This window comes from Rhizobium sp. F40D2 (genome assembly GCF_051810745.2).
In the GTDB taxonomy this organism is placed as follows: Bacteria; Pseudomonadota; Alphaproteobacteria; order Rhizobiales; family Rhizobiaceae; genus Rhizobium.
In genome coordinates, this window is the sequence record NZ_CM131436.1 from 1,535,578 (window position 1) to 1,555,900 (window position 20,323).

Annotated in this window: 14 protein-coding genes and 1 pseudogene; 6 read left to right on the forward strand and 9 right to left on the reverse strand. The window is 60.2% G+C overall.

The annotated features are described in order from the left end of the window. Positions 1–6 precede the first annotated feature (6 nt). Complete coding sequence (locus ACS4RS_RS07495) at positions 7–1,284, forward strand: Gfo/Idh/MocA family oxidoreductase (RefSeq protein ID WP_439011478.1); 1,278 nt, start codon at positions 7–9, stop codon at positions 1,282–1,284. A gap of 53 nt (positions 1,285–1,337) precedes the next feature. On the opposite strand, the gene ACS4RS_RS07500 is transcribed toward ACS4RS_RS07495, so the two are convergent. The 3 genes from ACS4RS_RS07500 to ACS4RS_RS07510 are packed head-to-tail and all read right to left on the reverse strand — an operon-like array spanning position 1,338 to position 5,256. Then, complete coding sequence (locus ACS4RS_RS07500; RefSeq protein WP_439011477.1) at positions 1,338–2,348, reverse strand: hydroxyacid dehydrogenase; 1,011 nt, start codon at positions 2,346–2,348, stop codon at positions 1,338–1,340. Continuing rightward, a complete protein-coding gene (locus tag ACS4RS_RS07505; RefSeq protein WP_439011476.1) occupies positions 2,345–4,201 on the reverse strand; it encodes a DUF2264 domain-containing protein in 1,857 nt (618 codons plus the stop codon). Before ACS4RS_RS07505 ends, ACS4RS_RS07500 begins: the two co-directional genes overlap by 4 nt. A 5-nt stretch (positions 4,202–4,206) precedes the next feature. Beyond that, on the reverse strand, positions 4,207–5,256 hold the full coding sequence (locus tag ACS4RS_RS07510; RefSeq protein ID WP_439011475.1) for a substrate-binding domain-containing protein: 1,050 nt from the start codon (positions 5,254–5,256) through the stop codon (positions 4,207–4,209). Positions 5,257–5,401: 145 nt separating this feature from the next. On the opposite strand from ACS4RS_RS07510, the gene ACS4RS_RS07515 reads away from it, so the two are divergent. After that, positions 5,402–6,688: an extracellular solute-binding protein gene (locus ACS4RS_RS07515; protein WP_439011474.1), complete on the forward strand. Its 1,287-nt coding sequence runs from the start codon at positions 5,402–5,404 to the stop codon at positions 6,686–6,688. A 188-nt stretch (positions 6,689–6,876) separates the two neighbouring features. Here the strand turns inward: ACS4RS_RS07515 and ACS4RS_RS07520 are convergent, their stop codons facing one another. The 5 genes and pseudogenes from ACS4RS_RS07520 to ACS4RS_RS07540 all read right to left on the reverse strand — a co-directional run bounded on the left by ACS4RS_RS07520 (position 6,877) and on the right by ACS4RS_RS07540 (position 12,284). Further along, complete coding sequence (locus ACS4RS_RS07520) at positions 6,877–7,845, reverse strand: glycosyl hydrolase (protein ID WP_439011473.1); 969 nt, start codon at positions 7,843–7,845, stop codon at positions 6,877–6,879. Positions 7,846–7,848: 3 nt separating this feature from the next. Then, a pseudogene (locus ACS4RS_RS07525) lies at positions 7,849–8,374 on the reverse strand (DUF995 domain-containing protein). Positions 8,375–8,411: 37 nt separating this feature from the next. Further along, positions 8,412–10,280 (reverse strand): glycosyltransferase family 2 protein, encoded by a 1,869-nt coding sequence (locus ACS4RS_RS07530; RefSeq protein WP_439011471.1) that lies wholly within the window; start codon positions 10,278–10,280, stop codon positions 8,412–8,414. Further along, entirely contained in the window at positions 10,277–11,260 is a 984-nt protein-coding gene (galE, locus tag ACS4RS_RS07535; protein WP_449313935.1) for a UDP-glucose 4-epimerase GalE, read from the reverse strand. The genes ACS4RS_RS07530 and galE overlap by 4 nt, the downstream gene beginning before the upstream one ends. 1 nt (position 11,261) lies before the next feature. Further along, positions 11,262–12,284: an NAD-dependent epimerase/dehydratase family protein gene (locus ACS4RS_RS07540; RefSeq protein ID WP_439011470.1), complete on the reverse strand. Its 1,023-nt coding sequence runs from the start codon at positions 12,282–12,284 to the stop codon at positions 11,262–11,264. Positions 12,285–12,683: 399 nt separating this feature from the next. On the opposite strand from ACS4RS_RS07540, the gene ACS4RS_RS07545 reads away from it, so the two are divergent. Beyond that, complete coding sequence (locus ACS4RS_RS07545; protein WP_439011873.1) at positions 12,684–13,004, forward strand: hypothetical protein; 321 nt, start codon at positions 12,684–12,686, stop codon at positions 13,002–13,004. A gap of 154 nt (positions 13,005–13,158) precedes the next feature. On the opposite strand, the gene ACS4RS_RS07550 is transcribed toward ACS4RS_RS07545, so the two are convergent. Next, positions 13,159–13,941, reverse strand: a complete 783-nt coding sequence (locus ACS4RS_RS07550) for a LuxR C-terminal-related transcriptional regulator (RefSeq protein WP_439011469.1) — start codon at positions 13,939–13,941, stop codon at positions 13,159–13,161. 824 nt (positions 13,942–14,765) lie between these two features. On the opposite strand from ACS4RS_RS07550, the gene ACS4RS_RS07555 reads away from it, so the two are divergent. The 3 genes from ACS4RS_RS07555 to ACS4RS_RS07565 all read left to right on the forward strand — a co-directional run bounded on the left by ACS4RS_RS07555 (position 14,766) and on the right by ACS4RS_RS07565 (position 20,323). After that, positions 14,766–15,740: a fibrinogen-binding protein gene (locus ACS4RS_RS07555; protein WP_439011468.1), complete on the forward strand. Its 975-nt coding sequence runs from the start codon at positions 14,766–14,768 to the stop codon at positions 15,738–15,740. 139 nt (positions 15,741–15,879) lie between these two features. Beyond that, positions 15,880–17,949: a hypothetical protein gene (locus ACS4RS_RS07560; RefSeq protein WP_439011467.1), complete on the forward strand. Its 2,070-nt coding sequence runs from the start codon at positions 15,880–15,882 to the stop codon at positions 17,947–17,949. A 25-nt stretch (positions 17,950–17,974) separates the two neighbouring features. Then, positions 17,975–20,323 carry a type I secretion system permease/ATPase gene (locus tag ACS4RS_RS07565; RefSeq protein WP_439011466.1) on the forward strand — a complete coding sequence of 783 codons (2,349 nt, stop codon included), beginning with the start codon at positions 17,975–17,977 and terminating at the stop codon, positions 20,321–20,323.

Below are 20,323 nucleotides of genomic sequence, written 5' to 3' on the forward strand. Positions count from 1 at the left end.
CATTCGATGGAGAAACGCCGTTTTGCCCTGATCGGCACCGGAAACCGCGGCACCACCATGTGGGGCAAGGATCTGCTGGCCGGCTGGCGCGAACATGTCGACCTCACAGCCATCGTCGAGACGAATTCGCTGCGCGGCGAGCGCGCCCGCAACATGATCGGCAGCAACGCGCCGCTCTATGAAAACATCGATTCCATGCTCGCCGAGCAGAAACCGGATCTGGTCATCGTCTGCACGCCCGACCATACGCATGACGATATCGTCGTGCGGGCGCTGGAGGCCGGTATCGACGTCATCACCGAAAAGCCGATGACCACCTCGGTCGAGAAAATTCGCCGGATTCTCGATGCCGAAAAACGTACCGGCCGCCGCGTCGACGTCTCCTTCAACTATCGCTACGCGCCGACGGCCGCAAAGATCAAGGAGCTGCTGAACGGCGGCGAGATCGGTCGGGTGACCTCCGTCGATTTTCACTGGTATCTCAACACCAAGCATGGCGCCGACTACTTCCGACGCTGGCATGCCTATACGGAAAATTCCGGCAGCCTGTTCGTCCACAAGGCGACGCATCATTTCGATCTGTTGAACTGGTATCTCGACAGCGATCCCGACGCCGTCACCGCCTTCGCCGACCTGCAGAACTACGGCCGCAAGGGGCCATTTCGCGGGCCGCGCTGCAAGCTCTGTCCGCACGCGCATGAATGCGACTACTATCTCGATATCGAAAAGGATTCTTTCCTCGATCAGCTTTACGAGGATCCCTCCAAGATCGACGGCTATTTCCGCGACGGCTGCGTCTTCCGCGAGGACATCGATATTCCCGATACGATGGTGGTCAGCCTTCGTTATCGCAACAACGTCCATGTGTCCTATTCATTGAACACCTTCCAGCCGATCGAAGGCCATCACCTTGCCTTCAACGGCACGAAAGGACGCATCGAAATTCGCCAGTATGAGGCCCAGCCCTGGGAAGAGCCGAAGCAGGACACGATCCTGCTCATCCGCAATTTCCCGAATGGCAAGGAGGCGGTCGAGCGCATCGTCGTTCCGCATTTCACCGGCGGCCATTACGGCGGCGACGACCGGATGCGCAACATGATCTTCAAGCCCGATATGGAAGATCGGCTCGCCCAGCGTGCCGGCACGCGGGCGGGGGCCATGTCCGTGCTCTGCGGCATTGCCGCGCTGACGAGCTCGCGCACCGGCAAGGTAGTCAATATCTCCGACCTGATGCCGGAGCTTGCCGATGACGGGTCGCCGAATTCGCTGAAAACAGCGCGCTGATAGCCAAAGCATGTCGTTGTCGTAAAACCGCAGCTCGCGACGTGCTTAGCGCCTCAGGCGATGTTTTCGAGATTTGCCTGGTGGATCTGGTAGAGCAGCGGCCGGCCGGTCACGAAGCGCTCGACCTCGTCCACCGCCATCTCGCCGAGGCGCGCCCGTTCCAGCCCGATGGCGCCGGCGATATGCGGCGTCAGAAAGACGTTCTGCAGATCGTAAAATATAGAGTCCGGCTCCGGGATCTCCGGGTCGGTGACGTCGATGACCGCATCGATGCGGCCGGTCTTCAGCTCCGAAAGCAGCGCCGCCTCATCGATGAGAATGCCGCGCGCCGTATTGATGAGCGTCGCCCCGTCCTTCATCAGCGACAGTCCTCGCGCGTCGATCATATGCCGGGTCGACGGCAGCGACGGCGCATGCAGGGAGACGATATCGGCGCGTCGCATCAGTTCGTCGAGCTCGACCTTCTCCGCGCTGAGGCCGGCTGCCTCGGCGGCATCGACCATGGGGTCGAACAGCAGTAGCCGGTAGCCGAAGGGTTTCAACAGCTCGATCACCCGCCGGCCGATGCGCGAGGCGCCGACGATACCGAGGGTTCGGCCGTAATTGCCGATCGCTTCGCGCTGCATCGGATAGGTTCGATCGCGGTTGCGGTCGGCGACGTAAAGATCACGGAAGCGGAAGGCGCGCTTGCCGGCGAAGAGGATCGCCGCCAGCGTGAATTCGGCGACCGGCACGGCATTGGCCTCAGCCGCGTGGCTGACCGCTATGCCGGCTTCGAAGATGGCGTCGTCGATGATGCCCTTCACCGTGCCCGCCGCATGGACGATGAGGCGAAGCCGCGACGCGACTGTGAGAATGTCAGGCCCGACATAGGGCGCGCCCCAGCCGGTAATCAGGATTTCGGCTTCGGTCAGCAGACGCCTCGCGTGCGCATCGTCGAAATGCTGCAGCGGCTCGGGATCCAGCAGACGGCCGATGCCGTTCAGCCGGCGCAGGATCTCATCCGGCAGGACGTATTCGGTGCGCGAGGGCTGCATGGCAAGGACAATGGCCGGTCGGCTCATGGCATCTGTCCCGGCGCTTCGATGGCGCTGACGGTCACGCCCTTTTCCCGCACCAGGGCCTCCAGCGCTGCAATGTCGGGCGCCTTCGGCGGCTTCGTCCAGGCCGAGGAGACGGCGGCGGGATCGTTGAGCGCCAGTACCGCCGTCACCAGGATGGTTTCGCCGGCCGGGATCTGACCGCGCAGTTGTGGCACCAGGGTTTTCGCAACGATCACATTGGTGTTCGGCTGGGCCTTCTGGGCCAGGCCGATGCGCCTGACCGAAGAACCAAGATCGAGAATGCCGGTGAAATCGGCGTCGCCGATCGCATAGGCAGTCCCATCCGAAGCCGACAGCCTATCGAGTTCGAAATCCCGGCGAGCGATGGCAAATCCGCCTTCGGCGATGCGCAGCGGCCGGCGTGAGCTGATCCGGTGGAGGCGGATATGCCAGGGGGCTGCTGGGACAAGCCAGGTTTCGACGCCGACATCTTCAAAAGGCGACCATTTCGCGTACAGCACGTCGCCTGCGAGCTTGGCTTCCTCGTTCGTCTCGCGCACGCGGTAGTGCAGACCATCATCGCTGAAGGCCAGCATCGAATCGAAGGCGGCGAGCGCGAAGCCGCGTTCGTCGGATTCGACGCTGAAGCCGTAACGGGAGGAATAAGCGAATTTCGCGTATTTTTCCGTGCCGAAACGCATCTGGAGGTTTTCCTGCCCGGAGGACAGGGCCACGACATCGCCGCGCGTCCGCATCATCACCATGCCGGGATAACGCTGGGGGACGACGTCAGGTCCCCGCTCCGGCGCCTTTTCCTCGGCGGTCCAGAACGGATGATCCTCGGCGATCGCCAGCGGCAGGAAGGCCTTGAGCGCCCAATAGGGCGAGCCGGCGGAATTGTAACTTTCCGACATCAGCAGGTTCGGGTAGCCGAAACCGATCGACAGCACGCCGTCGCGATCGGCGATCGGCTTTTCCTTCCACCAGCGCAGATGCTGCAGGCAGAGATGCTTGACCTCGCCCCAGGGCAGCGCCTCGACATCGGCAAAGGCGAGCGCCGACCAGAAGCCGGCGCAGGCAAAACGATAGGTCAGGCTGCGGCCGAAGGGGATCGTCGCGCCGTCGGCGGCAAACCAGTGGCGGAAATCCCGGGCGAAGCGGATCGCGCGCTCGCGATAGCGCTTGGCATAATCGTCGTCGACCAGCTTCGAATAGATCAGGCCATAGAAATGCATGGCGAAGGGAATGTAGTGGTCGATGCGGCGGACGTTTCCGTCGCGATACCAGCCGTCGCCGATATAGAAGCCTTCGAGCTCCTCCAGATATTGCCGGGTCAGGCTGCGGTCGAAATCGGCGCCGAGGCGATCGAGGGCGATATCGACGAAGATCCGGAAGAATTTCCAGTTGTTGTCGGCATAATCGAACTGCCTGGCATGTTTGAGATAGGCGATGACATTGCTGCGGGCGCGCGCTTCGAGCGGTTCCCAGATTCTTTCCGGCACTAGCGCCAAGGCAAAACCGAGAGCGGCAAGCTCGACCATCCGCTGGTCGCGGCCATTGACCGTTCCCCAATATTCCGGATGGGCGGGATCGGTGCCGTTTGCGAGGCCCTCGGCGAACCGATGCCAATGGGCGAAGTCGCCCTTGCCGGCGCCAAGCGGCGCCAATCCCCAGAGCGGGCGGGCAAAGCCTTCGAGATCGGCCGCCGCCCGGTCGAAATGGGCGGCCGCACCGCTCAGCCTGACGCGGGCATTGCCTTTTGAGAAGCAGGCAAGCAGCGGATCGAAGAGTTCAAGCACGGCCCGGCTCATATCGGCGCGGGTTTCGAGCGGGTTGCCTGCGAGCGGGTTGGCGCTGGCGGGATCATAGGTCATCGGCATCACTCACGGGTTTTAGCGTTCGGAACGGTCCCTCCCGGAACGGGAATGACAGCCTGGCAAATGTGGCGCGCCGGCGCGGTCGTGTTGTGGAAACGGGACAGCATCAGCGAGATGGCCTCGCGCCCGAGGGCGGCACGGTCGACGTGCATGGTGGAAAGCTGCGGATTTGTCATCAGCGCGCAGGGCAGATCATCGAAGCCGACGATCGCGAAATCCTCCGGCACACGCAGACCGGCTTCGGTGGCGGCCTCCAGCACGCCGACGGCGATGAAATCATTCATGCAGAAGGCGGCGGTGAAACCGGCATTTTCAGCAAGGATCGCGGCCGTGCGTTCATGGGCCTCGCTGCTAGCGCTGCCCTGCAGCGCTAGATCCACGAAACGGCCCTCGGCGCCGGCGACGGCTGCGATCGCCGCCTCGAAACCGCGGATGCGCTCCCGGATGGTATGGCGGTGAGAGCCGCTCAGATGCAGGATTCGGCGGTGGCCGGCCTTCATCAGCCGGCTCGTCGCCTGATAGGCGCCAAAGAAATTAGCCGGCGAAACGCCATCCAACTGCATCATCGGATCGGTACCATTGACAAGCACCGCCGGCGTCATGGTGTCCCGCAGCCAGTCGCGCAGCATCTCGTTCGGATCGATGCCGACCAGAAAGAGGCCTTCGGCGCCGGCTGCCCGCATATAGTCGCGCACGGCATCCGGCGTGGTGCGATCCTCGCGGACCATGCGGATCTCGAAGGGCATGCCCGCTTCGGCAGCACCGGCGCGCAAGCCGTCGACGATTGCTTCGTAAAACACGCTAAGGCCGCCGGTGACGCCGTCGCTGGCGATCAGCGCAAGCCCGCCAGCAACGGCTTCAGTCGCTGACTTGACCGGATAACCATGATCAGCGGCGACCCTCAAGATCTGGCGTCGCACGGTTTCGCTGATGCCGGGTTCGTTGGCGAGCACTCGCGACACCGTCGAGACGGAGACGCCGGCCAATGTGGCGATATCGGCCTGGCGCGGTCGTCTGATTTTCTGTTCGTTCCTGATTTTTTCGTCGTTCATGGGGCAAAGTTTATGCAAGTTATGCAAATTTGCAAGATAATCATTATTTCTTGCAATGATTATTTTTTTGCGTACTCTTTGCGACGAATTGCTCGCAAACGCCATTGGAGGATGGCAGCGGGCATATTGGAGCAAGGAGGATATCATGCAGGTCAACCGCCGTTCATTTCTGATGGGATCAGCCGGAGCAGCCGCCGGCCTCGCCTTGGGCGCGGGAAGCGCCATTCCGGCTTTTGCCGAGGGCACCTCGCTGCGTGCAATGTGGTGGGGTTCGAACGACCGCGCCAAGCGCACGCTCGATGTCGCCAAGCTCTATCAATCGAAGACACCCGGCATCACCATCGTGGGTGAATCGCTATCCGGCGACGGCTACTGGACGAAGCTCGCTACGCAGATGGCCGGCCGCTCGATCGCCGACATTTTCCAGCTCGAGCCGGGAACGATCTCCGATTATTCCAAGCGTGGCGCCTGCCTGCCGCTCGACGAATTCGTCCCCTCGACGCTGAAGGTCCAGTCCTTCGGCGCCGACATGCTGAAACTGACCACCATCGACGGCAAACTCTATGGTGTCGGCCTCGGCCTCAACTCCTTCTCGATGTTTTTCGACACGGTAGAGTTCGAAAAGGCCGGCATCCCGCTGCCGACACCCGACCTTACCTGGGATGAGTATGCCAAGCTCGCCGTCGAACTCACAAAGTCTTCCGGCAAGAGCGGAGGCCCCTATGCGGCCCGCTACGCCTATGTGTTCGACGCCTGGCTGCGCCAGCGCGGCAAGAGCCTTTTTGCCAAGGAAACCGTCGGGCTCGGCTTCACCGCCGACGATGCCGCGGAATGGTTCAACTATTGGGAGAAGCTGCGCAAAGCCGGCGGAACCGTTGCCGCCGACGTCCAGACGCTCGATCAGAACACCATCGACACCAATAGCCTCGGTGTCGGCAAATCGGTGATCGGCATGGCCTATTCCAACCAGATGGTCGGCTACCAGCTGATTATCAAGAACAAGCTCGGCATCACCATGCTGCCGCGGGAAAAGAAGGGCGGGCCGTCGGGCCACTATTACCGCCCCGCGCTGATCTGGAGTGTCGGCGCCACGACGAAGAACGGCGAAGCGGCAGCGAAATTCATCGACTTCTTCGTCAACGATATCGAGGCCGGCAAGATTCTCGGCGTCGAGCGCGGCGTGCCGATGTCGCCGACCGTGCGTGAAGCCATTCTGCCGCAGCTCAACCCGACGGAGCAGGAAACGGTCAAATACGTCAATCTTCTGAAAGATCAGGTCGGCGAATATCCGCCGCCGGTGCCGATGGGCGCAACCCAGTTCGACCAGCGCGTCCTGCGCCCGATCTGCGACGAACTCGCTTTCGAACGGATTTCGCCGGCCGATGCGGCGACCCGGCTCGTCGAAGAGGGTAAGGCGACGCTCAAAGGATGATCGATCGCCTAAAGCATGTCGCGCAAAAGTGTGCAGCGGTTTTCCCAGGCAAAGCGCGAAGCGCTTTTGCCGCAAACGACATGCGTAAAACAAAGAGCTAAAGCGCGTCGCGATCTTTTTGCGCGCCATGCCTTAACCTGCGAGGAGAGGCCCGCGAACCCCGGCGGACCTCTCCTTGTTTTGCGGGATCAGTTGCCGACGCTATCGATCACGCGCCAGTCCGGCCGGCCGAGATCGAACGGCCAGGCGTGCACATCCCGATCGTTGAAATAGACGACTTCCTGCAAGTTCGGGAAGGCGCTCTGTTTCAGCGTCGCGGTTTCGATCCAGGGCCTGACATAGGCGTCGCCGCCTTGATAGCCGAGCTCCGCCACCCAGATCGGCTTGCCGTAACCGGCGACGAGATCGTAACCCTGCTTCAGCGCTTCGGAGAACGTCCGATGCTTGTCGTATGCAAGCTCGTCGTAGCGTTCCAGGCCGAAGACCGAGAGCCCAACGAGATCGACATAATCGTCACCGGGATAGTAGTCCTGCAAGCCCGGCTCGCCCTTCGGCGACCACATGATCTGAGTGCCCGGCGCCTCCTGCCGGACGATATCCATCATCCGCTTATAGGCGGCGATATAGTCCCGCGGGTTCCACCCGGACCACGAAAACCGCCCCGACTTATCCTCCATCTCCTGGCCCCAGCGGACGATCACCGGGCTCTTCAGCTGGGATATCATCTGCGCGATCGCCCGCATATTGACATCGTAATCGCCGCGCAGAACCTTTTGACGAAGCTCGTTGGATGTCAGCCGCCAGTCGACGTCCCAGGACCACGGCTCCACGGTGATCAGCAGATTGCGGCCTCTGGCCTGCGCGTAGGCATCGGCGACGCGCAGCGTCTCCAGATCGACGTCTTCCCAGGGCAGGAACAGCGCTTCGGTTGCGACATTCGATTGTGCGCCGAAATCGCCATGCGGATCGTAGGCGCCGAACTTGATGCCGTCGGCATGAAGAATGGGGCGTTTATCGATGATCGTCTTGACGCTTGCTGCCGGGTTCGGGGCTATGCCCGCATATTGCATCTCGCTTCGGCCGGGCATATCGGCGACACACAGCAGGAGCAGCGCGATCGCTGCGGTGGAGAGGTTGTTTTTCATCAGCTTCTTCATGGCTCACCCTCCTTTTCGGGCTACTTCCTGGCTCAGCAGGACCTGCTTCAGGTCACGCGCCTTGTCGCTGACCGAATCCATGGGAACGAGCTTGCGAAACTCGTCATCCCCGCGCACCGAGGCATGACGGAAGACGTACCACTTGCCGTCCGGCTGGCGCCGCTGATAGATCGTGTTGCCGATCTTGCGGTGGCCGAAACAGGTGCTGGCGCGGGCCGCACCCTCGGCATTCGTCCAGGTGGCGCGCATGCAGAGCTGGCCGAGGTCGTCGACCACCCACTTGCCTTCGGCAAAGGATTGCTTGCCCTTGTCGTTCACCCAGGCGACGAAACGCCGGCCATCATCCAAGAACCGCCCGCCGCCGGTGTTCCAGACCCAGGTCTTGTCGCCGTAGATGCGGTAGAGCTCATAGGCGCTGAGCGGCCGGCGCCGGCGCCATCTTGCCGGCTGCCTCGGCGCACTGCGCCGCCACCGGCAGACACAGGCTGAGAGCAAGGGCTGCTCCATACAGTTTCGATCCGATACGCATTACTTCCTCCTGTTCGACACTTGCCGGTTCCGCCGGCTCAGACACCCTGTTGGTCCCGTCCCATGTTGCCGAACCCATTCCATTTGAGACGGAATTTCGTGATCTTGGTCTTGCCGCCGCCGAGGCCGGCGCCGGCCACGGCAAATTGCGTTTCGGTGAAGCTGACGAATGGCTGGCCATGGGAAAGGGCTTCGAGGCTGCGGAGGCCATGGCCACCCAGTTGCATGCCGCCGGTAACCCAGATCGCAAGCCCCATGGCGGTCGCGAGCCGCAGCCCGTGCGATTGCGGCAGCAACGGCAGACCGTTCTCAATTGCATGACGAACGACGATCAGCACCGTCAGCGACAGATAGATCGACAGGTTCATCGCGGCGAAGATATAAAAGCCCTGGGCGGCAGCGGCCACACTGGCAAACGCCATGGCGACGGCGCACAGCCCGGCGAGCGCGAGATAGGGCGCGACGACGCGCAGCGGCAGAGAATGCTGTTGCTGCTGGCCCTTCGGCGTGATGCGGAAATCGACGAAGGAGCCGGAGATACGATCGCGCATGGCGGCCAGGCTGCCGGCGAGCGACCACGGCCAGCGCAGGAAGATGAAGGCGAGGCCTTCCCAGCCGAACAGTTTCGCATCATACGGCCTGAAAGTTCCCGTCGCCCGCCAGAAGAGCGAAAACAGCGTCAGCACGACCGATATCGGCGCGAAATGCAGCAGAAAATCCGGATAGGTGACGTTGACGAAGACATGGCCCGTCAGCAAGGCGGCAACCGGCAGCAGGAACATGACGGCCATGAAGGCGGAAAAGAGCGGATACCACAGCTGCGAGAACACGAACTGAAATTTCAGCCGCCACGGCAGATGCGCGATGTAACGGCCGGAATGCTGCAGCAGAATGGTGACGAGGCTGCGCGACCACTGGAATTCCTGGACGACGAGATCGGCAAAATTCGCCGGGCCGTCGCCATGGGCGATCGCATCGACGGCATGCACGCCACGCCAGCCGCCGGCATTCATCATCAGTGTCGTCGAATGGTCTTCGGCGAGTTCCGGGCCGAGGCCGCCGATCTGACGAAGTGCTGAGGTGCGAACGGCATAATGCGAGCCGATGCAAAGCGGCGCCCAGCCATTGTTGTAGCCCGTCTGCAGCGAACCGTGCAGGCTGGCTTCCGCATACAGCCTGCCGCGCGCTGCCCAGCTCGTAGCGGCATTGGCATCGCAGATGCTGGGCGCCGAGACATAGCCTATGCCAGGGTCGGCGAAGGGACGCAGGACCTCACGGAGATAGGTCGGCGTCGGCACATGATCGGCATCGAACTGGGCGACGAAATCGTAACGCGCATAGCCGAAATGGTCGTAGAAATAGGCGAGATTGCCTTCCTTGCAGCGCGTCCGGCGCGGCCAGGTGGCGCGATGATATTCCGCCACCCCCTTTCGGGTGGAGATCAGCACGCCGTGCTCCGCGCACCAGCGCCGGGTTTCCTCCGAAGGATCTTCGTCGGCCAGCCACACATCGAAATCCACGCCGATCTGATCGAGCATCGCCCGCAGTGTTGCGCGGACAACGGCAAAGGGCTCGGACGGCGCCTTGGTGACCACCATCGCCACCCGACCTTCCGGCAGCCGCGCGTGGGGGCTGACCGTTCTCGCATCAAGGAAGATCAGGATGAAATAGGCCGGCACAAGCGTGATCCAGCCCAGCACGAGAGTAATGAGCACGAAGGCCGTCCAGGAAATGATGTGAGCCGACTGGCACCACCAGATCCAGAAATAGCCGAGTGCCGCCAGCCAGCAGAGGATGCCAAAACCGTAAACGACGCGGCTCCAGCCGGCGAAGACAGCATGGAATGCATTCGCGGAGGCGGCTTTCGCCGTCCTGGCGCGTTGACCGATTTCCGAACTGATGCTCATGCCTTCACCTCCAGCCCGAACGTGGGACCGGCGGTGCGGATGATCGTATCGATATCCGAGAGAGCGGGCGCGAAGCCGAGTTCCGCCTTGGCTTTTGCCGTGTCGGCAAAGAGGATCGGCGGATCGCCGGCCCGGCGGGGGCGATACCGGACGGGAACTTCACGACCGGTCGCACGATAGATGGCTTCGAGGATCTGGCGCACCGAGGTGCCGCGGCCGGAGCCGAGATTGACGCTGAGCAGATCGCCGTCGGCCATCAGGTGATTGACGGCGGCAAGATGCGCCTGGGCGAGATCGCTGACATGGATATAGTCACGCACACAGGTTCCGTCTTCGGTGGGATAATCGGTGCCGAAGACATCGAGCCGCTCCAGCCTGCCGGCAGCAGCGAGAAGCGCGCGGGGGATGAGATGGGTTTCCGGCTGGTGGCGCTCGGCAAGCTCGCCGTCCGGATCGGCGCCGGCCGCGTTGAAATAGCGCAGCGCGGCGAAGCGGATGCCATAGGCGGCGGCAAAATCCTCGAGCGCCATCTCGAAGACCAGCTTGGTGCGGCCGTACGGATTGACCGGGTGCTGTGGAGTTTCCTCCCTTATCGGCAACGAGGCAGGGACGCCATAGGTGGCGCAGCTGCTCGAAAAGACGATCCGGTCGATATCCTGGTCGAGGCAGGCCTCAAGCAGCGTCAGGCTGCCGACGACGTTGTTGCGGTAATATTTCCTGGGCATTTCGACGGATTCGCCGACATAGGCATTGGCGCCGCAATGGATGACGCAATCGGGCGAAAACTCTGCAAGGGTCCGGCGCAGCGTGGCGGCATCGGCGAGGTCCGCCCGGATGAGCGGTCCCCAACGGACACTGTCGGCATGCCCCGTCGAGAGATTGTCGTAGGTGACCGGGACCATGCCGGCACGCGACAGCGTTTTGCAGATATGACTGCCTATGAAACCGGCGCCGCCGGTAACCAGAATGTAGCGGGGCATCTCATACGACCTCCGCCTTCTCGGCGCCGGCAAGCAAGCCGTCGAAATATTCGACGGTGCGCGCCAGGCCGGTTTCAAGCCCGATGCAGGGCTGCCAGCCCAGATCGGCCATGGCCCGGGAAATATCCGGCCGCCGCTGGCGCGGGTCGTCGGTGACCGCCGGCAGATGAACGATTTGTGAGCGCGAATTGGTGAGGTCGCGAACGATCTCCGCCAGGCGCCGAACGGTGATCTCGGCCGGATTGCCGAGGTTGATCGGGCCGTGGCAGGCGTTGCCGGCGGCCGAGAAACGCAGGAAGCCCTCGACGAGATCGTCGACATAGCAGAAGGAGCGGGTCTGCTGACCGTCGCCATAGATCGTCAGATCTGCATTGCGCAAAGCCTGTACGATGAAATTGGAGACGACGCGGCCGTCATCCAGGCGCATGCGCGGCCCATAGGTGTTGAAGATACGGCCGACCTTGATGTCGACGCCGTACGTCCTGTGATAATCGAAAAACAGGGTCTCGGCGCTGCGTTTGCCTTCGTCGTAACAGGCCCGCGGTCCGATCGGGTTGACGTTGCCGCAATAGGATTCCTGCTGCGGGCTCTGGTTCGGGTCGCCGTAGACTTCCGACGTCGACGACTGAACGACGACCGCACCGGTCTTGCGGGCGCAATCCAAGGTGTTGACGGCGCCAAGCACGTTGGTGAGCAATGTGCCGACAGGATCCCGCTGATAGTCGGGCGGAGAGGCGGGCGAGGCGAAGTTGAAGATGAGCGACGCTTCGATATCGAAGGGTTGGCGAACATCGTGCTCGACGAGGTGAAAACGGGCGTTCGATGCGAGGTGATCGACATTCACGCGGCGCCCGGTCGAAAAATTATCGAGGCAGATGACTCGGTGGCCGCGCTGCAGAAGCCTTTCGCAGAGATGCGAGCCGAGGAAACCGGCCCCGCCATTCACAAGAGCGGTGCCCAACTCCTTGCGCACCGGTATGTCTGTCACTTCGGAATAGCCTTCGCTGGGAACGAAACTACGCATTACAAACTCCTTCCCATGTTTTAGTCTTTTGTTTTAGTTAAGCACTTCATGCCGCCCTTATCCTGTTGGATATTCATCGTACCGACTCTGTACCGACTATCTCAACATGAATAACTTTTGAGTTATTCTTAGAACAACTGAATTACTATTAAAATGATAAGACGATTGCTGATAAGGTCAACTTCAAAAATTCCAAGTATTCAAAATAATTACGAAACTATTCTTTGAAGTAACAAATGATTAATCATTTTCTATCCATTTTACCCTCAGAACGAGTGTCCAGACCGCGCTCAAGTTTCACTCAATGCAGATGATCTAGAAGTAACGGGGAAGATCGGCCGGGCTGAACTGCACGACCGGCCTTGCATCCGGAAGCGCCATATGCGAGGGGTTTTGGCCATGTTGAAAAAACAAGCTGCAGCGCAGCCGAAAGGCTGGCGTCTATTTCTTTTTGCGATGTTTGCCGGGGGAACGACGCTTCTTGCGATCGGGACAACGGCCTGTACCGTTGTTAACGACGACATAGCCGCCGTCGCGAAAAAGAACGTCGTCGTGGTCGAGGCCCCGCGCGTCGCGAAAGCCTATGCCTATCCGGCAAATCGGCCCGAACGCCCGGCTACATCTACGGTTCGCGTCGCCTATCACGGCTCAGCGCCTTATATCTGCTCTCCCAGCGGCTTCGGACAGAAGTCGCGCTGCTTCGCACGTCCGTCGATCTGACGCAGCAATCAGTGCGACGGCCTTGTTTGCGCGTCTGAATGGACGCGCGGCGCGCGAAAAGCATTTGCGTTTTTCTTCTGTTCACGAAAATGCTTTTTGTTTTGACGCGATTCCTGGCAAAAGCGCTTCGCACTTTTACTGGAACTGCTCTAGATCAGTTGCGCCACCGGCCGGACATGTCGTCCTCGCCGGCGGGATGCTCGTTGAAGAAACGGGATGCAGCTTCCGTGCGGTTTCGGACATTCATCTTCTTGTAGATGTTGCGGACGTGAACCTTCACGGTGTTTTCCGAAAGATGCAGTTTGTCGGCGATGATCTTGTTTTGCGTGCCCTTGCATATCAGATCCAGGATCTGAACCTCGCGCGTGGTCAAGGAGGAGATGCTGTCGCGTCTCAGCTTCAGCGCATTGGTGCGCGCCGCATCGACCGATTTTGTCTGATAGAGCGAAGGCTCCAGCGGGGTGTTCTTGTTGGTGAGGCGATTGAGAAGGGCTGACGGAAAATGTTCGCCACCCTTCATCAGCAGATCGACCGCGGCCATGAAGACATCGAGCCGCAGGTTGAGCGGCAGGACGCCATCGATGATCCTTGCCTCCACCAGCCGGCTGACATAGGGTTCGAGCATGTCGATCGCTTCGACGACGAGTCCGACGGATGTTTCCGGGTGATTTTCGCGGGCAGCCTGCAGCGCTTCATGAAGCTCGGGCGCAGGTATATGATAGAATAAAACAAGCTTTATATCGCTGGTATCCTTGTCCAGCATCGGCTTTGTGCTCGTTATGCTTGACACCTCACAGTTCGGAAATTTCTTCGCCAGCGCTTCTACCATGCATTCGGAAAACAGATCCGCCTTGGCGACCACTAGTATAGTATTTCTAGATGACTCCAACTTCCGTCCCTGGTCAGAATTCTCCGTCTCTGAGCCTGTCATGAACATATACGCCTCCCCTAGCGTTACACTTTACTCAAACGTGGAGCGATGGCGGGTATTCAATAGTATGAAATGCCGGCCCCGGATGTCACCGCCTTATTTTTTAGACATTTCTTAATTATGTTAATACGGATTGAGAAGGAAGGAAATGGCCCAAAGTGATTAGTTTTAGCGGGCGAAAAACAACAATATACTAAGCTTTGGTTGTATTTTTACTGTGATGTGTACTTCGAGGTTAAATTTGCTCCCAATATAGATCAGAGCCCGATGTAATATTTGAGTACAGATTGTTATATTTTCGTCCTCTAGCGGATATGCGCCGAACAACCATCGAATGGCGCCACTCAACCCGACGGCGAGTGCTGCAAGTCTTACTCTCGTCGCTCGGCAATACCCCGCCTGAGACGTCCCATTGCTCCGGCGACAGGGGCTAGACGGAGGTGGTCAATCTGCCTTAACCCGAATTGATATCTATCGGCTCCGCATTTTTTCCAGCAATCTGTGATCGTCGCCAAAGTGGCGGCATGGACGGTCCGTGTATCGGCGTGTGTTTTTGGTACGTGGCATCCATTTAGAGCAAATCAACGACAATAAAGCCTGAATACTCCTCATCCTCGTCAGGATGCGGAGCTGGATATGTGCGGCCTTGTACTGAGTACGTACGGTCCCAATACCAACGGTTTGACGAACAAATCGCGATGAAGCTGCAGATGACTGGTACCGAATACATCTGCCGATGTTAACCGCATCGGAGCGAGCGCGAGCAAAATCCCATTTGAGATGAGAGGGATTTCGAAAAGCTGCTCCGGTTTTTTTCTGGAGAGATTTTGATGTCTGACGCCTATAAACACGACCCGAAACCATCGGGCGACGAAACCGAAATCACGAAGGTCGGGGCGCTCGCCGACGGCTTTGCCAACAGCGCTATCAATTCAACTGAAGTCGACGACGGCTCGACAGGTTATGTCGGTGGCGTCGCCAATGGCGACAATCGTGACAATACCGACAACAGCGTCGACGTCGACGTCAAAGCCGAACTCTCCGCCAATAATGGCGACAACCGCGATAACGACTACGACTGGAGCTACAAGTCCGACGACGACACGAGCACCAAGACCATGACGATCACCGACACCAAAACCGACTACGACTGGAGCTATGACAGCAAGTCGTACAGCGACAACGACACCGACACCAAGACGATTACGGACACCGATACGAAGACCGTGACCGACACCGATATCAAGACCATTACCGATACCGACACCAAGACGGTTTCCGATAGCAACAACACCGCTGACAGCTTCAACAAGACGGACACCGACTTCGCCGTCATCGAGGACGTCAAGGATTTCGACAACCTCGGCGTTGCCGGCCACGACCTCACCTTCAACCTCGGCGACGACTTCTCCTTCACGCTCGACGTCGACAGCATTCTGAACGACTCGCTGTCCGGCGCGGGCAACGACAGCGGCTTCAGCGCCGTTCAGGCAAACCATCTGGCCGACCAGGACAGCGCCTGGAACATCAAGATGGAGAACGAAGGCGCCCAGAACCACTTGAACGCCAATGCCGGCACCGCCGATAGCGCAGAAGGCATGGAAATGGACGGCAGGGGCTGGGATCTCAAGGCCGGCGACGACGCCACCGGCTCGAGCACGGCCGATGCTTCGGCGATCCTTGCCAATTCCGGCTTCCACCTCGAGCTCGTTCAAGGCGCGAACCTGCTCAGCAACACGGTCGACTCCAGCGTCATCGGCGGCAATTCTCATGTCTCCGACGTCGGCGAGGATACCGGCACCTGACACCGACCTCCAGCGACCAAGACGAACTGCACCGGCCGGCGCCGGTGCAGTTCGACTGTTTGAAAACGGTTTGACGACCATGGCTCCCGGCGGGGCCGCTTCAAAGGCCGATCGTCATTTCGAATGGGAGGGCCGAACCATGCATATCGAGAAGATTTCGGAAATCATTGCGCACTTCATCGGTCTCTTCGAGATGACCACCGAAGAGATGAGGGCGCGCACCAAATATGCCGAAGGCGCAGGGGCCGGCGACGATGGGCCGGTTCTGCCGGATCAGGACGCTTTTACCGCGGCCTTCACTTCCAATCTGCAGCTCAAGGACTACGATCCCGAGATCATCTACAAAAGCGGCAGTTACGAGATCGACTTTGGTCCGTCGCGTCACTTGGGCCGCGTCTTCGAAGAGAGCATCGAGAAGCTGGCGGCGATTGCCGCAAGGGACATCCCGTTACCGCATTTCGGCTCGCCCACGGATATCGTGCTGTCGAATGAGCCGGAATTGAATGTCTTTGCCGGGCCCGGTTCGGCGATCAGTCATGTCCTCCAGGTCAACGTGCTTTACGACGACGACTATCTCGACATGACGGACGGCATTCATGCTGCCCGGGACACAAGTTTCGTCACCGAGCGGCTGGCGGAGTTCAGCACCAAGGCCGAAGTCTTCACGCCTTTTTCGGATCTCCACCGAACCGACAGCTATGACGGCGCCCTGAAGATCGCCCAAGATCTGGAAAGCTACATCCAGAATGCCCGCGATGCCCAGGATGCCGAGAATGTCCAGAACGAGGATAGCGAGAGCAGTGGCGCAACGCCGCCAAGCTCCGACGCCACCCATGATTTCATCCGCCTCGATCCCGAGGCCAACGGTCCCGTTTACGTCAACGGCAAGATCGAGGCCGAGATCCCTGTCCTCGATGACTTCCTGCCCGACCGCGGTCTCGCCAAGCTCCCGGAAGAACCCGACGACAGCAATTCATCCGTTGAGCAGACCGACCCGAGCGGCAACAGCCTTGAGGTGACCGCCGGGGCGAACTTCGTCGTCAACGTCGCCTCGGTGATCAATACCGCCGTCATCACCTCGGTCACCGCGGTGATGGGCGACTACCACCAAGTTGACGCGGTTTCCCAATCCTTTGTCTATAGCGATAGTGACTATATCGCCTCGGCGCTGCGCGCATCCGCGCACTCGGCCGAGGAGGCGGGGACAGTCGCCAAGAATATCGCGGTCTTCCAGCAAAGCACCTTCGAAGCATCGAGCCACGCCGAAACCGATGCTGCCGATCCGACGTTCCCGACCAGCTGGCGCGTCAGTGTCATCGACGGCGATGTCTCCTTCGTACAGTGGGTCGAGCAGTATCACTTTGTCAGCGACAACGATACGATGACGGTCACCACCTCGGGATCCGAAACCACGATTCTGACAGGCGGCAATACCTCCATCAACTTCTCCTCCTTTTTCGGGATGGGCATGCAATATGATCTGGTGATCATCGGCGGCAATGTGCTCGACATCAACAGCATCACCCAGATCTCGCTGCTCTACGACAATGACTGGGTGCGGGCGGAAGACGGCGCCGAGACCGGCGCCGATATCGAGACCGGCGACAACCTGATCTGGAATTTCGCCTCTATTCACAATGTCAGCACAGGCAGCCCGTTCGAGGCGATGCCGGACTATATGGTCGAGACCCAGAAAGCCATCGAAGATCGCGATCCCAACATGCCGGAAGGGCTGTCCTTCGATGTGAATTTCCAAGGCTATGCCGGCCTCAACGTGCTCTACATCACCGGCAATCTCTACGACATGACTATCATAAAGCAGGTCAGCATCCTCGGCGATTCCGATGATGTGACCCAGGCGGCATCGACGCTTCTGCAGAATAATCCCGATGCAACGGTCACGATCGACACCGGCAGCAATGCGGTCGTCAATATCGCCGAGATAATCGATTATGACAGTTTCGGCCAGACGACCTATCTGGCAGGCCAGCTCTACTCGGACGCCATCCTCATTCAGGGCGGGCTGGTAGAGCATGACACGACCCAGCCGCACCAGGCCGACGACAGGCTCGCCAACGAAGTCATCGCCTTTCTCAACGACGATGATCCGGCGGGCGGCGATTCTGCCGATGGCGTAATCAATGCAGGGCATGACCTTTCATGGTCGTCGGCGCATCCCGCCGACGTCATGCAAGCCGTAGTCGCGTGACCCTAAGGATTGTGAGAGAATCACGATGAACCAGATTTCGAAACAAGTCTTTGCAGCGGGCAGCGCCCTCGATTTGAGGTCAGGCAATATCCCCTCCGCTGCTCCCTCGGAAGCGGCGAGGAACGATCTGTGCATCTCTGCGATCGACGAAGCCGTCGAGAACCTTCGTCGGCTCACCGGCGCCGCCGCTTCGTCTGCGTCTTCCGATCGCAGCAAGGCGCCGGCCGATGCTGCAGCAAGCGACGCTGCCGATATGGTGCGCGCAGCCACGGTGCAGGCACCCCTCCCGCAAAAGACAGTGACACTGGAAGCCTCACTGAAAGCCTGGAACGCAGAGCCGGCGGCTCCCGCCGCGGTGATGCAGGGCCCGGCGCCAACAAAACCTGTGGAAGAAATACCGGTTGAAGCAAAACCGGCGGAGGCATCGGCCCCATCGCCGATCGAGGCGCGGACAGCGCCCGAATTGCCGAAAGAGAAAACCGAGCTCAAATCGAGCCCGACGATGCCTTTCGCTAAGACCATCGAAGGCGACAGCGGTCCGGTCAGCGAAACCGACAGGCGTCTCCGCACCGGCGGAGGCGGAAATGGCAAACATTCCGATCCCGGGGGCGGCGGGGGCGGGGGCGGGGGAAGTGGCGGCGGTTTTCACAAGCGCAGCGAGCCTGTGAATTTCGCCGCCAGCCTCTCGCGCGGCATGGGGGCCGTACGGCGCAACATGGTGGTCGTCATGATGTTCACGATCGCCATCAACGTGCTTCTGCTGGCGATCCCGCTCTATCTCTTCCAGATATCCGACCGAGTGCTGACCAGCCGCTCGATCGATACGCTCGTTATGCTCTCGATCGCCGTACTCGGCGCCGTGCTGCTTCAGGCCTTCATGGATACGGTCAGGCGTTTCATCCTGATGCGCACCGCGGTGGAGCTCGAAGTGCAGCTCGGCGCGCCGATCCTCAGCGCTGCGGCGCGGGCCTCGCTGCATGGCAGCGGCAAAGACTATCAGACACTCCAGGACCTGCAGCTGCTGCGTGGTTTCCTGACATCCGGCACGCTAATTGCGTTTCTCGATGCGCCGCTGATGCCGTTCTTCGTCGTCGTCGTTTATTTCGTGCATCCGCATCTCGGCATCATCATCATGACCTGCTGCGCGGTGCTGTTCTTCATCGCCTATCTGAACCAGAAATTCACCGCCCGGCAATTTGCCGAATCCAACGGCTATCTCAGCCGGGCGAATTTCCACCTGGATTCCATGTCGCGCAATTCGCAGATCATCAACGCAATGGCGATGATCCCCGAGGCCGTGAAGATGTGGGGCCGGGAAACGGCGGGCTCGCTGAAATCGCAGGTCGAGGCGCAGGACCGCAACATTATCTTCTCCGGCATATCGAAGGCCTGCCGCATGATCACCCAGATCACTCTGCTCGGCTGGGGCGCGCATCTGTCGCTCTCCGGTGAGCTGACCGGCGGCATGGTGATTGCCTCTTCGATCATCTCGGGACGCGCGCTGGCGCCAATCGAGGGCGCTATCGAAGGCTGGCACCAGTTCAACCGCTCGGCAGCCGCCTATTCCAGAATCAAGAGCCTGCTTTTGAACTCGCCGTTGAACTTCCCGCGCCTGCGCCTTCCCAATCCCGAAGGCCGGCTCGATGTCGAACGCATTCTGTTCGTGCCGCCGCCGCAGAAGAAGGTCATTCTCAACGGCATCTCCTTCTCCCTCCGGAAGGGCGAATCGCTGGCGGTCATCGGCAATTCCGGCTCCGGCAAGACGACACTCGGCAAGATGCTCGTCGGCTCGATCGTGCCGACGTCGGGAAATGTGCGCCTTGACCTGATGGATCTGCGAAACTGGGACCAGCGCCAGTTCGGCGAAAGCATCGGCTATCTGCCGCAGGACGTGCAGCTCTTTCCCGGCACGATCAAGGCCAATATCTGCCGGATGCGCGACGACATCGAAGATCACCAGATCTACGAGGCCGCGGTGCTGGCCGACGTACACGAGCTCATCGCGGGTTTCCCGCAGGGCTACGAGACCGTCGTCGCCGCCGACGGCGCTCCGCTTTCGGGCGGCCAGAAGCAGCGCATCGCGCTTGCCCGCGCCTTCTTCGGCAATCCCAAATTCGTGGTCCTCGACGAGCCGAATTCGAACCTCGATACTCAGGGTGAGGCAGCCCTTGCCAAGGCGTTGATCCATGCCAAGAAGCAGGGCATCACCACCGTGACCATCACTCAGCGCCCGGCCCTGCTCCAATGCGTCGACAAGATCCTGGTGCTCAAGGACGGCACCGTCGCCATGTTCGGGGAGCGGATCGAGGTGCTGCAGGCGCTTTCGAAGAACAACAGCAATAACGGTCAACAAGCACCGCGCATCGAAGGGTGA

Bases quoted from the DNA above. Each gene is read 5' to 3' on its own strand.
- ACS4RS_RS07495 (WP_439011478.1), top strand. From the start codon at position 7: ATGGAGAAACGCCGTTTTGCCCTGATCGGCACCGGAAACCGCGGCACC.
- ACS4RS_RS07500 (WP_439011477.1), bottom strand. From the start codon at position 2,348: ATGAGCCGACCGGCCATTGTCCTTGCCATGCAGCCCTCGCGCACCGAA.
- ACS4RS_RS07505 (WP_439011476.1), bottom strand. From the start codon at position 4,201: ATGACCTATGATCCCGCCAGCGCCAACCCGCTCGCAGGCAACCCGCTC.
- ACS4RS_RS07510 (WP_439011475.1), bottom strand. From the start codon at position 5,256: ATGAACGACGAAAAAATCAGGAACGAACAGAAAATCAGACGACCGCGC.
- ACS4RS_RS07515 (WP_439011474.1), top strand. From the start codon at position 5,402: ATGCAGGTCAACCGCCGTTCATTTCTGATGGGATCAGCCGGAGCAGCC.
- ACS4RS_RS07520 (WP_439011473.1), bottom strand. From the start codon at position 7,845: ATGAAGAAGCTGATGAAAAACAACCTCTCCACCGCAGCGATCGCGCTG.
- ACS4RS_RS07530 (WP_439011471.1), bottom strand. From the start codon at position 10,280: ATGAGCATCAGTTCGGAAATCGGTCAACGCGCCAGGACGGCGAAAGCC.
- galE (WP_449313935.1), bottom strand. From the start codon at position 11,260: ATGCCCCGCTACATTCTGGTTACCGGCGGCGCCGGTTTCATAGGCAGT.
- ACS4RS_RS07540 (WP_439011470.1), bottom strand. From the start codon at position 12,284: ATGCGTAGTTTCGTTCCCAGCGAAGGCTATTCCGAAGTGACAGACATA.
- ACS4RS_RS07545 (WP_439011873.1), top strand. From the start codon at position 12,684: ATGTTGAAAAAACAAGCTGCAGCGCAGCCGAAAGGCTGGCGTCTATTT.
- ACS4RS_RS07550 (WP_439011469.1), bottom strand. From the start codon at position 13,941: ATGTTCATGACAGGCTCAGAGACGGAGAATTCTGACCAGGGACGGAAG.
- ACS4RS_RS07555 (WP_439011468.1), top strand. From the start codon at position 14,766: ATGTCTGACGCCTATAAACACGACCCGAAACCATCGGGCGACGAAACC.
- ACS4RS_RS07560 (WP_439011467.1), top strand. From the start codon at position 15,880: ATGCATATCGAGAAGATTTCGGAAATCATTGCGCACTTCATCGGTCTC.
- ACS4RS_RS07565 (WP_439011466.1), top strand. From the start codon at position 17,975: ATGAACCAGATTTCGAAACAAGTCTTTGCAGCGGGCAGCGCCCTCGAT.